The organism is Streptomyces sp. NPDC007896 (genome assembly GCF_042959425.1).
Classification (GTDB): Bacteria; Actinomycetota; Actinomycetes; order Streptomycetales; family Streptomycetaceae; genus Streptomyces.
The window spans coordinates 303971-326177 of sequence record NZ_JBIBKX010000012.1 but is presented as its reverse complement, the minus strand read 5'-3'; the positions used below and the strand labels follow the sequence as shown (position 1 = coordinate 326177).

The following is a 22207-nucleotide window of genomic DNA, read 5'->3' as shown; positions in this document are numbered from 1 at the left end:
GTTCGCAATCGGCTTCAGTGGTCGGCGCTGTCCAGCGCCCTGGCGATGAGGCTGTCGACATCCATCTCGGCGATGGCGGCACGGGCGTCCTCGGCCGGACGCGCCGGTGTCCGCGCCGTGGGGGGCTCCACGATGCCCAGCAGGGCGTCGAGCACACCGAGTTCACGGAGGCGGCGGATCGGCACGGTCGCCAGCACGGCGCGCAGCTCGCTCTCCCGCGCCTCGCCGAGCTCCTCGCCGGCGGCCGGTTCCGTTACCAGTTCGGCCAGCAGCCTGCGGGCCAGCGCCACCGGTGTCGGGAAGTCGAACACCAGCGTCGCCGGCAGCCGGATCCCGGTGGCGGCCGCCAGCCGGTTGCGCAGCTCGACCGCGGTGAGCGAGTCGAACCCGGAGTCCTTGAACGCCTGTTCCTCTTCCACCGCGTCCGCCCCCGGCAGCCCGAGCACCAGGGCGACCTGACTTCTGATCAGCTCCAGCAGGGTCCTGGTACGGTCCGGTGCGGTCATCCCCGCCAGCCGTACGGCCAGCGAGTCGCCGCCGCCCGCGGTGTTCCCGGCAGCCGTGCCGCGCGGCGGCCGCACCAGCCCGCGCAGCAAGGTGGGCACGCCCGCCGTCCCGGCCCGCTCTCGAATGCCCGCCAGATCGAGCCGGGCCGCCACCAGCGCCGGCTCCTCGCCGCGCAGCGCGGTCTCGAACAGCGTCATGCCCTGTTCGGCGGAGATCGGCAACAGGCCGCTGCGGGCCACCCGGTCGAGGTCAGCGGCCGCCAGCCCGCCGGTCATGTCGCTGTCCTGGTCCCACAGGCCCCACGCGAGCGAGGTGGCGGGCAGCCCCTGGGCGCGCCGGTGCCGGGCCAGCGCGTCGAGGAAGGCGTTGGCGGCGGCGTAGTTGCCCTGGCCCGCGCTGCCCACCGTGCCGGCGACCGAGGAGTAGAGCACCCATGCGGCCAGGTCCAGGTCCCGGGTGAGCTCGTGCAGGTTCCAGGCGGCGTCCGCCTTGGGCCGCAGCACGGTGTCGAGCCGCTCGGGGGTGAGCGCGGAGATCACGCCGTCGTCGAGAACACCCGCGGTGTGCACCACCGCGGTCAGCGCATGCTCCGCCGGAACGGTGTCGAGCAGGGCGCGCAGCGCCTCCTGGTCGGCGGCGTCGCACGCCACCACCGTGGCCTCCGCGCCGAGGGCCCGCAGCTCGGCCGCGAACTCCACGGCGCCCTCGGCGCGCTCGCCGCTCCGGCTGGCGAGCAGCAGTCTCCGTACGCCGTGCGTGGTGACCAGGTGCCGGGCGGCCACCCGGCCGAGGGCACCGGTGCCGCCGGTGATCAGGACCGTACCGTCGGGGTCGAGGTCACGGGCGGCGGTGGCGGGCGGCGCGGCGGCGCGGGTGAGCCGGGGTACGAGGAGCACTCCGGCGCGTATGGCGAGCTGGGCCTGGCCGGTGGCGACGGCTGCGGGCAGCGCGGCGCGGGAGGCGGGGTCGTCGTCGAGGTCGACGAGGACGACCCGGTCGGGATTCTCGGACTGCGCGGACCGGACGAGCCCCCATACGGCGGCGGCGGCCGGGTCCGGGACGTCGGAGGTGGCGCCGCGGGTGACCAGAACCAGCCGGGAGGCGGCGAGTTCGTCGGCGGCGGACCAGGACACGAGGGCGTCGAGGGCGCGGGTGGTGAGGGTGCGGGCCCGTCGGGGGGCGTCGGGGAGGGAGGCGGAGTCGACAGCCGCAGCGGCCTCGGTGAGGTCGACGACCAGCGCCTGGGGCACGCTGCCGCCCTGGCGCACGGCTTCGACCAGCGCCGTGACATCCGTCAACTCCTCCAGCGCACCCGGCTGTTCGCCCGCCGGCACGGGCCTCCAGTCGACCCGGAACAGCGCGTCGTCCGTGCCCTGGCCGGTGCCCGGCGACCCGGCCGTCAGCGGCCGGAGCACCAGCGAACCCACCGACAGCACCGGCGCGCCCGCCGGGTCCACCGCCCGCAGGGCCATGCCGCCGTCGGCGGCGGGTGCGAGGGTCACGCGCAGAACGGTCGCGCCCGACGCGAACAGCGCCACGTCGTTCCAGGCGAACGGCAGCAGGGTGCCCTCCTGGCCGTCGTCGCCGACGCCGACCGCGCCGCCCGCGTGCAGCGCGGCGTCGAACAGCGCCGGGTGGAGCCCGAAGCCGCCCGCGTCGACGTCCTGGTCCAGCGCGACCTCGGCGTACACCTCCTCGCCCCGCCGCCAGGCCGCCCGCAGCCCCTGGAACAGCGGCCCGTACTCGACCCCGGCGTCCGACCGACTCTCGTAGAAGCCGTCGAGTGCCACGGGTTCGGCGCCGGCCGGCGGCCATGCCCCCCGTTCACGGGCGGGCGGGTCGGGCTGGGCCACCAGCGTGCCGCGCGCATGGCGGGTCCATCCGCCGCCGTCGTGCGAGCTGTGTACGGTCACCTCGCGCCGTCCGGTCTCGTCCGGGCCCGCGACGGCGACCTGCAACCGCAACCCACCCTTGTCGGGGACGGCCAGCGGGGTTTCGACGACGAGTTCCTCGACCGCGCCGGTACCCACCTCGTCGCCGACCCGGACGGCGAGTTCGACCAGGGCCGTACCCGGTAGCACGACCGCGCCGGCGACCCGGTGGTCGGCGAGCCAGCCATCGGTACCCGCCGACAGCCGACCGGTCGCGAGCACACCGCCGGAGCCCGGAAGGGTGACGAGGGCGCCGAGCAACGGATGGTCACCGGTGTCGAGTCCGGCGGAGGCCACGTCGGCGGAGGCGATGTCTACGGCCAGCCAGTAACGCTCGCGCTGGAACGCGTACGTGGGCAGCTCCACCCGCCGCGTGTCCGTGCCCGCGGACAGCGCGGCCCAGTGGACGTGTACGCCGCGCACATGGGCCCGGGCCAGCCCGGCGAGCAGGGAACCGGGCTCCGGGCGGTCGCGGCGCAGCAGCGGCACGAACCCGCCGTCCGGTCCGGCACCGTCGCGCAGCACTTCCTGGGTCATCGCGGTCAGCACTCCGCCGGGGCCCACCTCCAGGAAGGTGACAGCGCCCAAGGCGGCCAACTGCCGCACCCCGTCACCGAAACGGACCGCGGCCCTGATGTGACGGGTCCAGTAGTCAGCGGTCAGCAGTTCGGCGCCCGCGAGTTCTCCCGTCAGGTTGGAGACAACAGGAATCGAGGGAGCGTTGAAGGTCAGCCCGGCGACCAGCGCACGGAACTCCTCCAGTACCGGTTCCATCAGAACGGAGTGGAAAGCATGGCTCACGGTGAGCCGCTTGGTACGGCGCCCCCGCGCAGCCAGCTCCGCGGCCACCTCCTCGACCGCCTCCGCCACTCCGGACAGAACCACGGCAGTGGGCCCGTTGACAGCAGCGACATCAACCCCCGACCGACCGGCCAGGGTCTCGACCACCTCCGACTCGCAGGCCTCGACCGCGACCATCACCCCGCCAGATGGCAGACCGCCCATGAGCCGCCCCCGGGCAACGACCAGCCGTACCGCATCCGGCAACGACCAGACACCCGCGACATACGCGGCGGCGACCTCACCGACGGAATGCCCGGCAAGGAAATCGGGCCGTACGCCGAACCACTCCAGCAACCGGTACAACGCCACCTCGACCGCGAACAACGCCGGCTGAGCAAACTCCGTACGGTCCAACACCCCACCGGCGTCCTCGAACACCAACTCCCTCAGCGAACACCCCAATTGCCCGTCGGCCTCGGCACACACCGCGTCGAACGCCTCGGCGAACACCGGGAACGCCTCGTACAACTCACGGCCCATACCCACCCGCTGACTGCCCTGCCCGGTGAACAGCAACGCCAGCCGACCGGCGACGACAGCACCCTCGGTGACGACGGGTGCCGGCTCCCCGGCGGAGAGGGCCCTGAGGCCGCTGACGAAGCCCTCGCGCTCCTCGGCGGTCAGCACGGCCCGCCGGGGCAGGGCCGCGCGGGTGGTGGCCAGAGCGTGCGCGACGTCGGCCGGACAGAGGCCCGGATCGCCCTCGACGCGAGCGAGCAGGGCGGCGGCCTGAGCCCGCAGCGCGGGCGCGGACCTCGCGGACAACAGCCAGGGGAGGGCGACGGCCGCGGGACGCGCGACGACACCCTCCGGCGCCGGCTTCGCCTGGGCGGGCGGCTCCTCGGCAGGGGCTCCCTCGGCGGAGGCCTCTTCAGGGGGGGCCTCTTCGATGATGACGTGGGCGTTGGTTCCGCTCATGCCGAAGGAGGAGATGCCGGCGCGGCGGGGCCGTCCCGTCCGCGGCCACTCCCGCGCCTCGGTCAGCAGCTCCACCGCCCCCACCGACCAGTCCACCTTCGACGTCGGCTCATCCACATGCAACGTCCGCGGCAACACCCCATGCCGCAACGCCAACACCATCTTGATCACACCAGCCACACCCGCCGCCGCCTGCGCATGACCGATGTTCGACTTCAACGACCCCAACCACACCGGCCGCTCACGCCCCTGGCCATACGTCGCCAGCACCGCCTGCGCCTCGATCGGATCCCCCAGCGTGGTCCCCGTACCATGCGCCTCCACCACATCCACATCCACAGCCGTCAGACCCGCCGACGCCAACGCCGCACGAATCACCCGCTGCTGCGACGGACCGTTCGGCGCCGTCAGACCATTGCTCGCACCGTCCTGATTCACCGCAGAACCCCGCACCACCGCCAGCACCGGATGCCCCAACCGCCGCGCATCCGACAACCGTTCCAGCAGCAGTATTCCGGCGCCCTCGGCGAGGCTGGTGCCGTCGGCGGCCCCCGCGAACGCCTTGATCCTGGCGTCGGCGGCCAGGCCGCGCTGCCGCGAGAAGTCGATGAACACGTCGGGGGTGGACATCACGGCGACGCCGCCGGCGAGCGCCATCGAACACTCGCCGGACCGCAGCGCCTGCACCGCCAGGTGCAGCGCCACCAGCGAGGAGGAACAGGCCGTCTCCACGGTGATGGCCGGGCCCTCCAGACCGAGGGTGTACGACACCCGGCCCGAGGTGACGCTGCCGGAGTTGCCGATGCCGAGGAGGCCCTCGGCCTCGGCGGGGACCCGGCCGTGCGGCACGTAGTCGGCGTACATGACACCCGCGTACACCCCGACCCGGCTTCCCTCGAGGGTCGTCGGGTCGATTCCGGCCCGTTCGAACACCTCCCAGGAGGTCTCCAGCAGCAGCCGCTGCTGCGGGTTCATCGCGAGCGCCTCGCGCGGCGAGATCCCGAAGAACGCCGCGTCGAAGTCCGCCGCGTCGTGCAGGAATCCGCCCTCCCGCACGTACGAGGTCCCGGGGTGGTCCGGGTCCGGGTCGTACAGCCGCTCCAGGTCCCAGCCGCGGTCCTCGGGGAAGCCGGACACGGCGTCGCCACCGCGTTCGAGGAGCTGCCAGAGGTCCTCCGGGGAAGCGACCCCGCCGGGCAGCCGGCAGCCCATCGCGACGATCGCGACCGGCTCGGTCCGGGCCGCCTCCACCTCGCGCAGCCGCTTGCCGGTGCTGCGCAGGTCCGCCAGTGCGCGTTTGAGGTATTCGCGGAGTTTCTCGTCATGGGTGGTCATGCCAGGTCAGCCCCTCGGTCGGAGTGCGGCGCGGACGGATTCACGGGGTGCCCGGTTCGCTGCCGGGCTCTTTGTCGCGGGTTCAGGAGCTGCCGAGCTCTTTGTCCATGAGGTCGAACAGGTCGTCGTCGCTGGCCGCGTCGAGGTCGAAGTCGTCGTCGATCTCGATGACGCCCTCCCCGCCGCCGGCCGGACCTCCGGCCGCGGGCTCCTCCACCGTGGGCACCAGCTGCTCCTTCAGCTGCCTGGCGAGGGCCGTGGGCGTCGGGTGGTCGAAGACGAGGGACACCGGCAGCCGGATCCCGGTGGCCTCGCCGAGCCGGTTGCGCAGTTCGACCGCGAGCAGCGAGTCGAAGCCGAGGTCCTTGAACTGCCGGGTGGGCTCGATGGCGTCGGCCGGGGAGCGGCCGAGGACCGTGGTGACCTGGGCGGTGACCAGATCGAGCAGGACGCGGGTCCGTTCGGCGTCGGGCAGCGTCGCCAGCCGGTCGGCGAGCGAGGGCCCCTCGGGCCGCCGGCCGGCCCGCGTGGTGCGCCGGGCGAGCGGCCTGACCAGGCCTCGCAGCAGCGACGGAACCTCGGCCGCCCCGGCGTCGCCACGAGCCCCGAGCCCGGCGAGGTCCAGCCTCGCCGGCACGAGCAGGGCCTCATGGGACCCGAGCGCGGCGTCCAGCAGCCGCATGCCCTCGTCGGACGACAGTCCGAGCATGCCGCCGCGCCGGCTGCGCCGCAGATCGGCCTCGCTCAGATGGCCGGTCATCCCACTGGCGTCGGCCCACAGACCCCAGGCCAGGGATGTCGCGGGCAGTTTCCGCGCCTGCCGGAGCAGGCAGAGACCGTCGAGGAAGCCATTGGCCCCCGCGTAGTTGGCCTGGCCGGGGGTGCCGAAGACACCGGCGGCCGAGGAGAACAGGACGAACGCGGCCAGGTCCAGGTCCCGGGTGAGTTCGTGCAGGTTCCATGCGGCGTCGACCTTCGGTGAGAAGACCGTGTCGAGACGCTCCGGAGTGAGCGCGGCGAGCACTCCGTCGTCCAGCACACCGGCCGCGTGCACCACACCGGTCAGCGGGTGGGCCTGCGGGATGCCGTCGAGCACGGTGCGCAGCGCCTCCCGGTTGGCGGCGTCGCACGCCTCGACCCGTACCTCGGCGCCGAGCGCGGTGAGCTCGGCGCCCAGTTCCGCGGCGCCGGGCGCCTGACGGCCGCGGCGGCCCGTCAGCACGAGATGCCTGACACCGTGCTCGGTGACCAGATGACGGGCGACGAGCCGACCGATCATGCCGGTGCCGCCGGTGATCAGCACGGTGCCGTCGGGGTCCAGCGGGCGGCCGGCCCCGGCAGGCTCTACGGCGGCGCGGGCCAGCCGCGGTACGGACAGTTCACCGGCCCGCAGCGCCAGTTGGGGCTCGCCGGTGGCGACGGCGGCGGGCAGCGCGGCCCGGGACGCCGGGTCGGCGTCGAGGTCGGCGAGGACGATCCGGCCCGGGTTCTCCGACTGGGCGGAGCGGACCAGTCCCCAGACCGCCGCGGCGGCGGGGTCGGTGATCTCGTCGGGGCCGTGCACGGCGACGGCGCCACGGGTGACCAGCACGAGCCTGGTCCGTGCCCGGTCCGGGTCGGCGAGCCACCGCTGGAGCAGGGCGAGGGTACGGCCGGCCAGTCGGCGCACCCGCCACGGGCCGTCGGCGTCCCCGGTCCCGTCCGGGCCGGTGGTCTCGGCGAGCGCCAGGAGGTCGGCGACGACGGCGTCGGGCGTGGCGCCGTCGCCGGGGGTGACCTCCGGGAGGAGTCCGTCCGGGCCCGCGGGCGCCGACCCGTCGACGGCGGCCGCCCCGGCCTCACCGGGCAGCGGGCCGTCCCCGCCCACCGCGTACGCGGCCGCCCCGGCGTACTCCGGCAGTTCCCCCGCCCCGGCCGGCAGCACCAGTTGGGTCCAGTCCAGCCGGAACAGCGTGTCCGTCGCCCCGGACAGGGCGGTCAGCCGCCCTGGTGCGATCGGCCGCAGGACGAGCGAGCCGACCGACAGTACGGGCGCGCCCGACTCGTCGGCGGCGCGCAGCGCCATGCCACCGGAGCCGTCCGGTGTGACTGCGACCCGCAGGGCCGTGGCCCCGGACGCGTGCAGCTCGACTCCGCTCCAGGCGAAGGGCAGCAGAGGGCCCTCCTCGCTGCCGCCGCCGGCCCCGGCGAAGCCACCGGCGTGCAGGGCGGCGTCGAACAGAGCGGGGTGCAGCCCGTATCCGCCGGGCTCGGTGTCTTCCGGCAGCGCCACCTCGGCGAACACCTCCTCGCCGCGCCGCCACACCGCGGTCAGGCCCTGGAACAGCGGCCCGTACTCCAGACCGGCGTCGAACTGCCGCTCGTAGAACCCGTCGACGGCGACGGGTTCGGCGCCGGCCGGTGGCCACTGGCCGAGCTCGAAGTCCGCGCCGGTGCCGCTTTCGACGAGGACGCCGCGCGCTTGGCGGGTCCAGACCTCGCCCTCGGCGGAGCCGTAGACGCTCACCTCACGACGGCCCGCCTCGTCGAGGTCGGCGACCGTGACCTGGATCCGGGTCCCGGCCCGGCCGTCGACCACCAGCGGTGTCTCGATGACGAGTTCCTCCACGACGCCCGCGCCGACCTCGTCGCCGACCCCGATGACCAGGTCGACCAGGGCCGCGCCGGGCACCACGCTTACGCCCGACACCCGGTGGTCGGGGAGCCAGTCGCTGGTGGCCGGGGAGAGCCGGCCGGTGGCGAGCACTCCGCCGGAGCCGGGCAGCGGCACCACCGCGCCCACCAGCGGGTGGCTGCCCGCGTCCAGTCCGACGGCATTCAGGTCGCCGGAGCCCGGGGTGTCGGCATGCCAGTAGTGCTCCCGCTGGAAGGCGTACGTCGGCAGGTCGACCCGGGCCGCCCCGGTCCCGGCGAACGGGGCCTCCTTGGCGGTCTCCGCTCCGCGTACGTGGAGTTCGGCCCAGGCCTTGAGGACCCGTATCAGCGAGCCTTCGTCACGGCGCAGGGTGCCGGTCACCACGGCCGTCACACTGTCCCGGCCGTCCAGCACGTCCTGCACGCTGGTGGCGACCACGGGGTGCGCGCTGACCTCGACGAACACCCGGTGGCCCTGGTCCACCAGCGCCCCGGTGGCCTCCGCGAACCGTACGGTCTGCCGCAGGTTCCGGTACCAGTAGCCGGCGTCCATCCCGGTGCCGTCCTGCCATTCTCCGTCGACCGTCGAGTACAGCGGCACCTCGGCCCGGCGCGGCTCCAGCCCGGCGAGCAGCCTGGCCAGTTCGTCCTGGATGAGTTCCACGTACGAGCTGTGCGAGGCGTAGTCGACCGGGAGCATGCGGACCCGGACGCCCTGCGCCCTCAGCTCGGCCTCAAGGCCTTCGAGCACGGCGGGCGCTCCGGCGACGACGACCGAGGAGGGGCTGTTGACGACGGCGATCTCCACGCCGTCGGACAGCCGCCGCGTGACCTGTTCGGCGGGGAGCGAAACCGACATCATGCCGCCCTGGCCGGCCAGGCCGCGGGCGATGGCCCGGCTGCGCAGCGCCACGACCTTCGCGGCGTCGTGGATCGTCAGGGCGCCCGCGACGGCGGCCGCGGCGATCTCACCCTGGGAGTGGCCGACGACCGCGTCGGGGGTCACGCCGAGCGAGTCCCAGAGGGCGGCCAGCGACACCATCACCGCGAAGGAGACGGGCTGGACGACGTCGACCCGGTCCAGGGAGGCCGCGCCCTCGGTCTGCCGGATCACGTCCAGCAGCGACCAGTCGGTGTACGGGGCGAGGGCCGCCGCGCACTCGGCCATCCGGGCCGCGAACACGGGTGAGCTGTCGAGGAGTTCGGCGCCCATGCCGGCCCATTGGGCCCCCTGGCCGGGGAAGACGAAGACCGTCTTGCCGCGGACGTCGGCGGTACCGGTGACCAGTTCGGGCGAGGGTTCGCCGGCGGCGAGCGCGGTGAGTCCCGCCCGGACGTCGTCCTTGTCCGCGGCGACCACGACGGCCCGGTGTTCCAGGTCGGCCCGGGTCGTGGCCAGCGAGTACGCCACGTCGGTGGCGGACTGCGCGGGGTGGTCCGTGAGATGGACGGCGAGGCGTTCGGCCTGGCCGCGCAGGGCGCCCCGGCTCTTGGCGGACAGCAGCCACGGCAGCGGGCCGTCCGTCTCCCCGGGACCGGACCCGGCCCCGGCCTCCTCGGGCGTCCGCGCGCTCTCGTCGGCGGGGGCCTGTTCCAGGATGACGTGGGCGTTCGTACCGGAGACACCGAAGGAGGACACACCCGCACGACGCGGCCGGTCCACAGCCGGCCAGTCCCGGTTGTCGGTCAGCAACTCCACCGCACCCGCCGACCAGTCCACCTTCGGCGTCGGCTCGTCGACATGGAGCGTCTTCGGCAGAACACCGTGCCGCAGCGCCATCACCATCTTGATCACTCCAGCGACACCAGCGGCGGCCTGCGCGTGACCGATGTTGGACTTCAACGAACCCAGCCACAACGGCCGCTCCGCCGACCGCTCTTGCCCATACGTCGCAAGCAGCGCCTGCGCCTCGATCGGATCACCCAGCGTGGTACCCGTACCGTGCGCCTCCACCACATCCACATCCGCCGTCGTCAACCCCGCCACCGCCAGCGCCCCGCGGATCACCCGCTCCTGAGACGGACCATTAGGGGCGGACAGCCCATTGGACGCACCGTCCTGGTTGACCGCCGAACCGCGCACCACCGCCAGCACCGGGTGGCCCAACCGACGCGCGTCCGAAAGCCGCTCCACCAGCAACACACCAACGCCCTCGGACCAGGCCGTACCGTCCGCCATACCGGAGAACGCCTTGATCCGGCCATCCGCCGCCAGTCCGCGCTGGCGGGAGAACTCCACGAAGGTGTCGGGCGAGGCCATCAGCATCGCGCCGCCCGCCAGCGCCATCGAGCACTCGCCCGACCGCAGTGCCTGTACCGCCAGGTGCAGGCTGACCAGCGAGGAGGAGCAGGCCGTGTCGACGCTGAGCGAGGGCCCCTCCAGGCCGAGGAAGTAGCTGACCCGGCCGGAGGCGACGCTGCCCGCGGTGCCGGTGAGCCGGTAACCCTCCAGGTCGCCCGCGTCGTTGTGCATGCCGAAGGTGTAGTCGTGGCTGATCAGGCCGGTGTACACACCGACCTTGGCGCCGACGAGGCTGCCCGGGTCGATGCCCGCGCGTTCGAACACCTCCCAGGAGGTCTCCAGCAGCAGCCGCTGCTGCGGGTCCATCGCGAGCGCCTCGCGCGGCGAGATCCCGAAGAACCCGGCGTCGAACTCCCCGGCGTCATGCAGGAAGGCGCCCTGGCGCACATAGGAGGTGCCCGGTTGCTCCGGGTCGGGGTCGAACAGGTGGTCCAGATCCCAGCCCCGGTTGCCGGGGAAGTCGCCGATCGCGTCGACACCGTCGGCCACCAGCCGCCACAGGTCCTCGGGCGAGGCCACCCCGCCGGGGAACCGGCAGCTCATCGCGACGATCGCGATCGGGTCGTCGTCGGCCACGGCCGGGGCGGGCGCGACAGGGGCGTCTGCGGGCGCGTCGGCCCGGTCGCCGAGCAGCTGGGTCCGCAGGTGCCGGGCGAGCACGGTCGGGGTCGGGTAGTCGAAGACGACCGTCGCCGGGAGCCGCAGGCCGGTGCCGGCGCCGAGCCGGTTGCGCAGTTCGACGGCGGTCAGCGAGTCGAACCCGGCGTCCTTGAAGGCACGGGTGGCGTCGACCGTGTCCGGCGAGGCGTGCCCGAGGACGGTGGCGGCGTGGCCACGTACCAGGTCGACGAGGAACCGCTCCTGCTCGTCGGCGGGCAGCGCGGCGAGCCGGTCGGCCAGTGAACCGCCCGCCACCGTGGCGCCACGCGCGGTCTGCCGGCCGGTCCGGACGAGGCCGCGTAGCAGCGGCGGCACCGGGTCGTCGGCGGGTGTGGCGCGCAGCTCCGCGAGGTCGAGGACGGTCGGGACGAGCGCCGCGTCCGCGGAGGCCAGCCCGGCGTCGAACAGGGCCATGCCGCTCTCCGCGGTGAGGCCGAGCATGCCGCCCCGCTTGGTGCGCTGCAGCGCGGCACCGTCGAGCTGGGCCGTCATGTCGCTGCCGTACGACCAGAAGCCCCAGGCGAGCGAGGTGGCGGGCAGGCCCTGGGCGCGCCGGTGTCGGGCGAGCGCGTCGATGAAGGTGTTGGCGGCGGCATAGTTGCCCTGCCCTGGGTTGCCGAGCGTGCCCGCGGCCGAGGAGAACAGCACGAACGCGGCCAGGTCCAGGTCTCGAGTGAGCTCGTGCAGGTGCCATGCGGCGTCGACCTTCGGTGCGAAGACCGTGTCGAGCCGCTCGGGGGTGAGCGCGGAGATCACGCCGTCGTCGAGAACACCCGCGGTGTGCACCACCGCGGTCAGCGGGCGGTCCTCCGGGACGGCGTCGAGGACGGCCCGTACCCGGTCCCGGTCGGCCGTGTCACAGGCGATGACGGTGACCTCAGCGCCCAGTTCGCGCAAGGAGGCGACGAGTTCGGGCACTCCGTCGGCTGCGGCGCCGCGTCGGCTGGTGAGCAGAACGTGCCGTACGCCGTGTTCGGTGACCAGGTGTCGGGCGGTCAGGCCGCCCAGGCTGCCGGTGCCGCTGACCCACACCGTGCCTTCGGGGTCGAGGGCACGCGGCACGGTCAGTACGACCTTGCCGATGTGCCGGGCCTGGCTGAGGTGGCGGAACGCCTCGGGGGCGTGCCGTACGTCCCACACCTTGAGCCGCGGCGGCTGAAGCACCCCGCTCTCGAACAGTCCGGCCAGCTCGGTGAGGATCTCCTGGACCCGCTCCGGCTCGGCCTCGGCCAGGTCGAACGCCTGGTAGTCGACGCCCGGGTGGGCGGCCGCGACCTCCGCGGCGTCCCGGATGTCGGTCTTGCCCATCTCCAGGAACCGGCCGCCGCGCGGCAGCAGTTCGAGGGAGGCGTCGACGAACTCGCCCGCGAGCGAGTCGAGGACGACATCCATGCCGCGGCCGCCGGTCGTGGCGAGGAACCGGTCCCGGAAGTCGAGGTCTCGGGAGCTGGCGATGTGGTCGTCGGTGAGACCGGCAGCGCGCAGCGCCTCCCACTTGGCGGGGCCGGCGGTGCCGAACACCTCCGCGCCCCAGTGCCGGGCGAGCTGCACCGCGGCCGAGCCGACGCCGCCGGTCGCCGCGTGCACCAGCACAGCCTGTCCGGCCCGCAGCCCGGCGAGGTCGTGCAGCCCGTAGTAGGCGGTGAGGAACACGATCGGGACCGAGGCGGCCTGCTCGAACGACCAGCCCCGGGGCATCCGTACCAGCTTGCGCCGGTCGGCCACCGCGAGCGGCCCGAAGCCCTCCTCCAGCAGGCCCATCACCCGGTCGCCGGGCACGAGGTCGGTGACGCCGGAGCCGACCTCGACCACCACACCCGCGCCCTCGCCGCCGAGCGGTGCGTCGCCCGGGTACATTCCGAGGGTGATCATGACGTCGCGAAAGTTGACGCCGGCGGCGCGTACGCTCACCCGGACCTGACCCTCGGCCAGCGGGGCCGCGCCGGGGCCGGGCACCAGAGCCAGGTTGGCCAGGGTGCCGGGCTCGGTGACGTCCAGGTGCCATGCGGCGGTGTCCGCCGGAACGGGCAGCGCGCCGCCGGTGCCACGGGCGAGCCGGGGGGCGGTGGCCGTGCCGGCACGCAGCGCCAGTTGCGGCTCTCCGGTGGCCAGAGCCGCGCCGAGCGCCTCGCGGGACGCCGGGTCCCGGTCGAGGTCCACCAGCACGATGCGGTCCGGGTTCTCCGACTGTGCGGAGCGGACCAGGCCCCACACGGCCGCGGCCGCCGGATCGTGGATCTCGTCGGTGCTGTTCACCGCGACCGCCCCGTAGGTGACGACCACCAGTGTGGCGGGCTCCAGTTCGGGCTGTGCGGCCCAGCTCTGCAGGGCGTCCAGGGTGTGGGCGGTCAGGACGCGGACTCGCTGCGGGCAGGTCTCGGCGATCGTGTCCGACGGGCGACCGGGCAGGGCCTTTCGGTCGGCCGACTCACCGCGACAGGCCAGGTCCCCGCGACCGGTCAGGTCGAAGAGCAGGGCCTGGGGCACGCTGCCGCCCTCGCGTACGGCCTGGGCCAGAGCCGCCGGGTCGGTGAACGCGGTCAGCGGCAGCGGCTTCCCGGCCGGGGCGACCGGCGTCCAGTCGACGCGGTACAGCGACTCCTGCGCCACCGAAGCGGCCGCGGAGAGCTGGCCGACGGACAGCGGCCGCAGCCTCAGCGACCGCACGGCGGCGACGGGCGCACCCGCCGGGTCGGCGGCGCGCAACGCCATACCGCCCGCGCCGTCCGGGGTGACCGCCACGCGCAGGGCGGTGGCGCCCGACGCGTACAGGGTGACGTCGTTCCAGGCGAACGGCAGCAGCGTGCCACCGCGGCCGTCGTCGCCGACGCCGGCGAGGATCCCGGTGTGCAGCGCGGCGTCGAACAGCGCCGGGTGGAGCCCGAAGCCGCCCGCGTCGACGTCCTGGTCCAGCGCGACCTCGGCGTACACCTCCTCGCCCCGCCGCCAGGCCGCCCGCAGCCCCTGGAACAGCGGCCCGTACTCCAGACCGGCCGCGGCCCGTGCCTCGTAGAACCCGTCCAGGTCGACCGGTTCGGCGTCGGCCGGGGGCCACTGCGTCAGCTCGAAACCGGCGTCCGGCGTCTGCGGGGTGAGCACTCCGCGGGCGTGCCGCGTCCAGGTCTCGGCGTCGGTGGAACTGTAGATGCTCACCTCGCGCCGTCCGGTCTCGTCCGGGCCCGCGACGGCGACCTGCAACCGCAACCCACCCTTGTCGGGGACGGCCAGCGGGGTTTCGACGACGAGTTCCTCGACCGCGCCGGTACCCACCTCGTCGCCGACCCGGACGGCGAGTTCGACCAGGGCCGTACCCGGTAGCACGACCGCGCCGGCGACCCGGTGGTCGGCGAGCCAGCCATCGGTACCCGCCGACAGCCGACCGGTCGCGAGCACACCGCCGGAGCCCGGAAGGCGGACCAGCGCGCCCACCAGGGGGTGCCCGCCGGCCTGCAGACCAAGGCCGTCCGCGTCACCCGCGCCGGCGCCGGGCTCCAACCAGAATCGCTCGCGCTGGAACGCGTACGTGGGCAGCTCCACCCGCCGCGCGCCCGAACCGGCGAACAGCACACCCCAGTCCACCTGGACACCGCGCACATGCAGTCGGCTCAGGGCAGCCAGTACGGCCCGCTCCTCGGATCCCTGGGCGCGCAGCGCGGGCACGAATGCCAAGGTCTCGGGATCGCCGGTGACGTTGTCCTGGGTCATCGCGGTCAGCACTCCGCCGGGGCCCACCTCCAGGAAGGTGACAGCGCCCGAGTCGGCCAACTGCCGCACCCCGTCACCGAAACGGACCGCGGCCCTGATGTGACGGGTCCAGTAGTCAGCGGTCAGCAGTTCGGCGCCCGCGAGTTCTCCCGTCAGGTTGGAGACAACAGGAATCGAGGGAGCGTTGAAGGTCAGCCCGGCGACCAGCGCACGGAACTCCTCCAGTACCGGTTCCATCAGAACGGAGTGGAAAGCATGGCTCACAGTGAGCCGCTTGGTACGACGCCCCCGCGCAGCCAGCTCCGCGGCCACCTCCTCGACCGCCTCCGCCACTCCGGACAGAACCACAGCAGTAGGCCCGTTGACAGCAGCGACATCAACCCCCGACCGACCGGCCAGGGACTCGACCACCTCCGACTCGCAGGCCTCGACCGCGACCATCACCCCGCCAGATGGCAGACCGCCCATGAGCCGCCCCCGGGCAACGACCAGCCGTACCGCATCCGGCAACGACCAGACACCCGCGACATACGCGGCGGCGACCTCACCGACGGAATGCCCGGCAAGGAAATCGGGCCGTACGCCGAACCACTCCAGCAACCGGTACAACGCCACCTCGACCGCGAACAACGCCGGCTGAGCAAACTCCGTACGGTCCAACACCCCACCGGCGTCCTCGAACACCAACTCCCTCAGCGAACACCCCAATTGCCCGTCGGCCTCGGCACACACCGCGTCGAACGCCTCGGCGAACACCGGGAACGCCTCGTACAACTCACGGCCCATACCCACCCGCTGACTGCCCTGCCCGGTGAACAACAACGCCAGCCGACCGGCGACGACAGCACCCTCGGTGACACCCGACGCGGACTCGCCGCGGGACAGGGCGAGCAACCCGGCCAGCGCGTCGTCACGGCCGTCGGCGAGAACCACGGCCCGGTGGCCGAGCTGGGCGCGGGTGGCGGCCAGGGAGTAGGCGGTGGAGACGGTGTCCGTCTGGGCGCCGCGCTCCACGAAGGCCGCCAGCCGGCCTGCCTGGGCACGCACCCCGCCCTGGGTGCCACCGGAGACCAGCCAGGGCAGTACCCCTCCCCGTTCGCCTGCGGGCAGTTCGGTGGGCTCGTCCTCGGGCGCCTGCTCCACGATGACGTGGGCGTTCGTGCCCGAGACGCCGAAGGAGGAGATGCCGGCGCGGCGGGGCCGTCCCGTCCGCGGCCACTCCCGCGCCTCGGTCAGCAACTCCACCGCCCCCACCGACCAGTCCACCTTCGACGTCGGCTCATCCACATGCAACGTCCGCGGCAACACCCCATGCCGCAACGCCAACACCATCTTGATCACACCAGCCACACCCGCCGCCGCCTGCGCATGACCGATGTTCGACTTCAACGACCCCAACCACACCGGCCGCTCACGCCCCTGGCCATACGTCGCCAACACCGCCTGCGCCTCGATCGGATCCCCCAGCGTGGTCCCCGTACCATGCGCCTCCACCACATCCACATCCACAGCCGTCAAACCCGCCGACGCCAACGCCGCACGAATCACCCGCTGCTGCGACGGACCGTTCGGCGCCGTCAGACCATTGCTCGCACCGTCCTGATTCACCGCCGAACCCCGCACCACCGCCAGCACCGGATGCCCCAACCGCCGCGCATCCGACAACCGTTCGACGAGGACGACGGCCACGCCCTCGGACCACGCGGTGCCGTCGGCTGCCCCGGCGAACGCCTTGATCCGGCCGTCCACCGCCAGGCCTCGCTGCCGCGAGAACTCCACGAACACCCCGGGCGTGGCCATCAGGGCCACGCCGCCGGCGAGCGCCATCGAACACTCGCCGGACCGCAGCGCCTGCACCGCCAGGTGCAGCGCCACCAGCGAGGAGGAGCAGGCAGTGTCGACGGTGATGGCCGGGCCCTCCAGACCGAGGGTGTACGACACCCGGCCCGAGGCGACACTGCCGGCCGTACCGATGCCGATGTAGCCCTCGGAACCGTCGGGGACCTTGGCTAGGTTGCTGGCGTAGTCGTGGTGCATCACTCCGGAGAACACGCCGATCTTGCTGCCGCGCAGCGAGGTCGGGTCGATTCCGGCCCGTTCGAACACCTCCCAGGAGGTCTCCAGCAGCAGCCGCTGCTGCGGGTCCATCGCGAGCGCCTCGCGCGGCGAGATCCCGAAGAACGCCGCGTCGAACTCGGCCATGTCGTGCAGGAATCCCCCGTGCCTGACGTACGAGGTGCCGGCGTGGTCGGGGTCCGGGTCGTAGAGCCGCTCCAGGTCCCAGCCGCGGTCCTCGGGGAACGGCGAGATCGCGTCCTCGCCCTCGGACACCAGCCGCCACAGCTCCTCCGGCGAGGCCACCCCGCCGGGCAGTCGGCAGCCCATCGCGACGATCGCGATCGGATCGTCGGAGATGACGGGCGTGACCGGCTCGTCGGCCGTGTCCGCCAGTCCGTCGCCCAGCAGTTCGGTGTGCAGGTGGCGAGCGACGGCGGCCGGCGTGGGGTAGTCGAAGGCGAGCGTGGCGGGCAGCCCGAAGCCGGTGACCGTGGTGATCCGGTTGCGCAGTTCGACCGCGGAGACCGAGGTGAAGCCGAGTTCCTTGAATGTGCGGTGGGCGCCCGCCTCGCCCCCAACCGCCATCTCGCGTACCGCGTCGAGCACCAGGTCGAGCAGGATCCGCTGCTGTTCGGAACGAGACAGGTCACGCAGCCGGGCACGCAGCGCGGAAGACTCGGCCTCATCCGCCTCGGCGGCGGCGACGGGCGCGTCGATCAGGCCTCGGAGCAGGGCCGGTACGGCACCGGCCCGCAACGTCGTGGTGTCGGGCCGCATCGCGGCGAGGTACGGCTCGTCGGCCGCGTGTGCGGCGCCGAACAGGGCCAGGCTCTCGTGCGCGGGGAGCACCCCGACGCCCACCGGCGCCCCGTCGGCGGCGTCCTGGTCCCAGGGGCCGAGGGCGAAGGAGAGCGCGGGCAGCCCGGCGGCGCGACGGCGCCGGGCGATCGTGTCGAGAAGGACCGCCTGCGCGGCCCGCTCCCCCTGGCCGGGCGCGCCGAGCACCCCGGTGACCGAGGAGATCAGCACGAAGGAGGTCAGCGGGAGGTTCCGGGTGAGCTCGTCCAGCCGACGGGCGCCGGCGATCGCCTGCTCGAGGTTCGCGGTGTCCGCGGCGGCGTGGACCACGGCGGTCAGCGGGCGCGTGACTTTGGCCAGCACGGCCGCGAGGGCCTTGCCGTCGGTGACGTCGCAGGCGGCGAGACGCACCTTGGCACCCGCGCGGGCCAGTTCGGCCTTGAGCGTGGCGGCGGCCGGGTCCGAGCGGCCGTGCGGGCTGATGAGCAGCAGGTGGCGGGCCCCGTGGCCGGCGACGAGCTGCCGGGCCACGGCGGCACCGGTCCGCCCCTCGGCACCGCTGACCACGACGGTCCGCTGTGGGTCGAGCAGGGGCGTCGGCTCCCGGTCAGTGACGGAGGAGACCTGGGCGAGTCCCGGCAGCAGCACCACACCGCCGCGGACGGCGAACTGCGGTTCGGCCGCCGAGAGCGCCACCGGCAGCGCCGCCACGGACGCCGCTTCGCCGTCGATGTCCGCGAGGATCAGTCGGCCCGGCCCACCGGGGAGCTCGGCCTGCGCCGAGCGCAGCCAGCCCAACAGCGGGGCCCGTACGGGGTCCTCGACGTCCTCGGCGGAACCGGCGGCAACGGCGCGCCGGGTCAGCACGACGAGCCTGGCTTCGGCGAGCCCTGCGTCGGCCGACCAGGGTTCGAGCTGCCGGACGAGTTCCCGCAGTGCGGCGGCCTCGGCGGGCCCGTCCTCGGCGGACGGTTCAGGGAAGGCCGTGAGGTCGAGGACGGTCACGGCGGGGACCGGCTCCCCGGCGTCGACGGCGGCCCGCACCGCGTCGAGCCCTTCGTACCGGTCCACGGGCACCCCGGCCGCCATCAGCCCGTCGGCGACACCCGTGCCGGATCCGTCCGTGCTTTCGGCCACGGCCCACCGGCCGGGTTCCGTCCGGGGCGCCCGCACCGAGGGCAGCGGCGTCCAGTCGATGCGGAACAGTGACTCGTAGCGGCCGCTGCTCGATGCCCTGAGCCGGGTCGGCTGCTCCAGCAGTACATGCCGGGTGACCTTCCCGGATGCGGTCCGCGGGATCTGCTCGATCTCGTAGAGCTCCTCGGGCACCTTGTAGTACGACAGCTGCTCTCGGCAGGCGGCGAACAGCTGCTCCAGATCGAGGCCTTCCGGGTCGGGTACCAGAAAGGCCACCGGGACCTCGCCCAGCACCTCGTGCGGTTTGCCGACCACGGCGACGTCGGCCACGCCGGGCACGCGGCGCAACACCTCCTCCACCTCGCCGGGGTGGATGTTCTCCCCGCCGCGGATGATGAGTTCCTTGATCCGGCCGGTGATGGTGAAGTAACCCTCACCATCCCTGCGGGCAAGGTCGCCGGTGTGGTACCAGCCGTCCTTCAACGCGGCGGCCGTCGCCTCGGGCTGGTTGTGGTATCCGAGCATGACGCTCGGCCCGCGCACCCAGACCTCGCCCTCCTCGCCCGGTGCGACGTCCAGCCCCGTTTCCGGGTCGACCAGCCGTACGCCGAGTCCGGGCACCGGCAGTCCGCAAGAACCGTCGACGCGGGCTCCGGTCGGCCAGTTGATGGTGATCGAGCCGCAGGTCTCCGTACTGCCGTACGCATCGAGCAGCGGCGCCCCGAAGACCTCTTCGAACGAACGGCGCAGATCCGCCGTCGTGATCGCCCCTCCCACCAGGCACATCCGCAGCGACGGGGCCCTGAACCCATGCTCCCGCGCGGCCCGGACCAAGTAGTGGTACATGGTCGGCACACCCGCGAGGAAGGTCGCGTTCTCCTCCTCCATGGCGGCTAGGACCTCGTCGGCGGAGAAGCCGTCCACGATCCGCGCCGAGGCGCCCACCGCGGTCACACCGAGCACACACGCGATGTGTGACAGAGAGTGGAACAGCGGCAGCGGCCACACCACCCGGTCCTCGGGCGACAGGCCCGGCACGGGCACGTAGCAGGCGGCGACGGACCACAGGCAGTTGCGTTGCGTCGAGAGCACGCCCTTGGGTTTGCCGGTGGTGCCGGAGGTGTAGAGCAGCCACGCCACGTCGTCCAGCCCGAGGTCGTCCCTGGCCGGCAGGGTGGGCTCCGAGGCGGCGAGCGCCGCGAACGACACGGTGCCCGCGGGAGCCCCGGCCGGTATCCCGGCCGCACCGGTGACGACCACCCGCAAATGGGGCCGACTCCTCACCAGCCCGCTCAGCAGACCGGCCCTGGACGGGTCGGTGATGACGACGCGGGCGCCACTGTCGTCCAGGAGATAGGCCAGTTCGGTCTCGGTCACCCGCGGGTTGAGCGGCACACCGACCGCGCCGGCCCGGGTGATCGCCAGGTAGCTCTCCACCGTGTCGACACTGTTGCTCAGCAGGATCGCGGCCCGGTCGCCCGGCTGCAGCCGCAGCCCGGCCAGATGACCCGCCAACCGCCGTGTCCGCAGCTCCAGTTCGGCGTAGGTCACACTCCGTCGAGCGTCACGGAAGGCCACCTTGGCCCCGAAGCGGACGGCGTGCCCCCTCAGAAGTTCGGGAAGCGGCCGGATCAGCTCGGTTCGGAGCATGTCACTACACCTCTCGGTCTGGCGGAGCACCCGACGGATGCCGGGCGGAACCCTGAGATCTGCGCTGGTGCACGCTTGTCAGGCGCATGGCTGCCGTTGATCAGTCTCAGGTGATCGGGGAGCGGTCCACCCCCTGACCACCCCCCTAGCAGCTCCCAGACCTAACCCCCTGGCGGTGCGGGGGGAGGAGGATGTGCGGGTGCCGATGCGACCGGCCCGCGAGGCCGGGAGGGCGCTGCTGCATCACCTCTGTCAGCACGTGCGAGTGTCACGGCGTGCCCCTGTGGCCGCATGCGTCGCTCGGCAACGGCTCTGACCGGCTGGGGGTGCGGTTCCCCGCACGTACCGGAATTCGGGACGCCGTCATTCAGCAGGTAAGCGACCCAGGGCGGCTTCGTCGCCCGCCGTGGGACGGGTAAAGCCGCCCGCCTTGGGACGGGTAAAGCCGCCCGCCGTGGGACGGGTGAATGGGCAGGACGAACGCCCCGCAGCCCTTGATCAACACCGCGCCGCGGGGTGGCAACGCAGGAGGCGAGGTCAGCTACCTACGGTCTTGCCCATGCCGGTTCGTATGACAGAGCGCCCACCGCATCTGCCCACAGTGCAACCGGATTTACGCGTCGAATCCGGTCCGGTGTCCTGATCACTCCGGGAAACAGGCGGCGAGCGGGCACGCCCAGCGGACAAGCGGGCAGCGGTCTCCCACGCCCTGGGGCCCTCCACCGCATTGTTCAGGGGATCCCCACTCCGAAAAACGGGCACATTCGGTCATGAACTGCTCTACGACGAACCTGGTCAGTATGGGCATTCACCTTGTAGAAATTTGGCCACCAGAGCCCGAACGGGCCGGGCTCCGGGAATCAGCCGACGCGGGCACAACGCGCAGAGCCGTGAAACGGAGGTGTCGCCGTGGACGCCGATGAACGAAGACGCGGGATCCTGGAAGCGGTACGCCGTTCCGGATCCGTGGACGTCGGAAAACTCGCTGCCGACCTCGGGGTCTCCAAGGAGACCGTGCGGCGCGATCTGAACCTCCTGGAGAGACACGGGCTGGTCCGCCGCACCCATGGCGGTGCCCATCCCGTGGAGAGCGCGGGCTTCGAGACCACGCTCGCCTTCCGCACCACCATGCACGTCCCCGAGAAGGCCCGGATCGCGGCCGCCGCGGCGGAACTGCTCGGGGACGCCGAGACCGTCTTCCTCGACGAGGGCTACACCCCGCAGCTCATCGCCGCCGCACTCCCCCGCGACCGGCCACTGACCGTGGTCACCTCCTCGCTGACCACCGCCGGCGACCTGGCTTCCGCCAAGAACATCACCGTGCTGCTGCTCGGCGGTCGGGTGCGCGGCGGGACGCTGGCCACGGTCGACCACTGGGCGAACCGCATGCTGTCCGGCTTCGTCATCGACCTGGCGTACGTCGGCGCGAACGGCATCTCCCGCGAGCACGGACTCACCACCCCCGACCCCGCGGTGAGTGAGGTCAAGGCCCAGGCCCTCAGGGCCGCCAGGCGCCGGGTCTTCTCCGGGGTCCATACGAAGTTCGGTGCCGTGAGCTTCTGCCGCTTCGCGGACGTCACAGAGTTCGAGGCGATCGTCACCGACGCCGGGCTGCCCGCCTCCGAAGCACACCGCTACTCACTCCTGGGCCCCGAAGTCATCCGGGTCTGAGCCGCAGTTCTCCCCCTCTCCCACCCCCGCAAGCCCGGGGGCCTGGTTCCCCACGCCC

The 22207-nt window shown here is 73.1% G+C and carries 3 protein-coding genes; 1 reads left to right on the top strand and 2 read right to left on the bottom strand.

The annotated features are described in order from the left end of the window. Positions 1 to 14: 14 nt before the first annotated feature. Together ACFZDJ_RS34640 and ACFZDJ_RS34635 are read right to left on the bottom strand one after the other, a co-directional pair. Positions 15 to 5489: an SDR family NAD(P)-dependent oxidoreductase gene (locus ACFZDJ_RS34640; RefSeq protein WP_391064936.1), complete on the bottom strand. Its 5475-nt coding sequence runs from the start codon at positions 5487 to 5489 to the stop codon at positions 15 to 17. A 127-nt stretch (positions 5490 to 5616) separates the two neighbouring features. Next, complete coding sequence (locus ACFZDJ_RS34635; protein WP_391064799.1) at positions 5617 to 20478, bottom strand: SDR family NAD(P)-dependent oxidoreductase; 14862 nt, start codon at positions 20476 to 20478, stop codon at positions 5617 to 5619. A gap of 909 nt (positions 20479 to 21387) precedes the next feature. Here ACFZDJ_RS34635 and ACFZDJ_RS34630 point away from each other — a divergent pair. Next, complete coding sequence (locus tag ACFZDJ_RS34630; protein WP_384923017.1) at positions 21388 to 22149, top strand: DeoR/GlpR family DNA-binding transcription regulator; 762 nt, start codon at positions 21388 to 21390, stop codon at positions 22147 to 22149. Positions 22150 to 22207 lie beyond the last annotated feature (58 nt).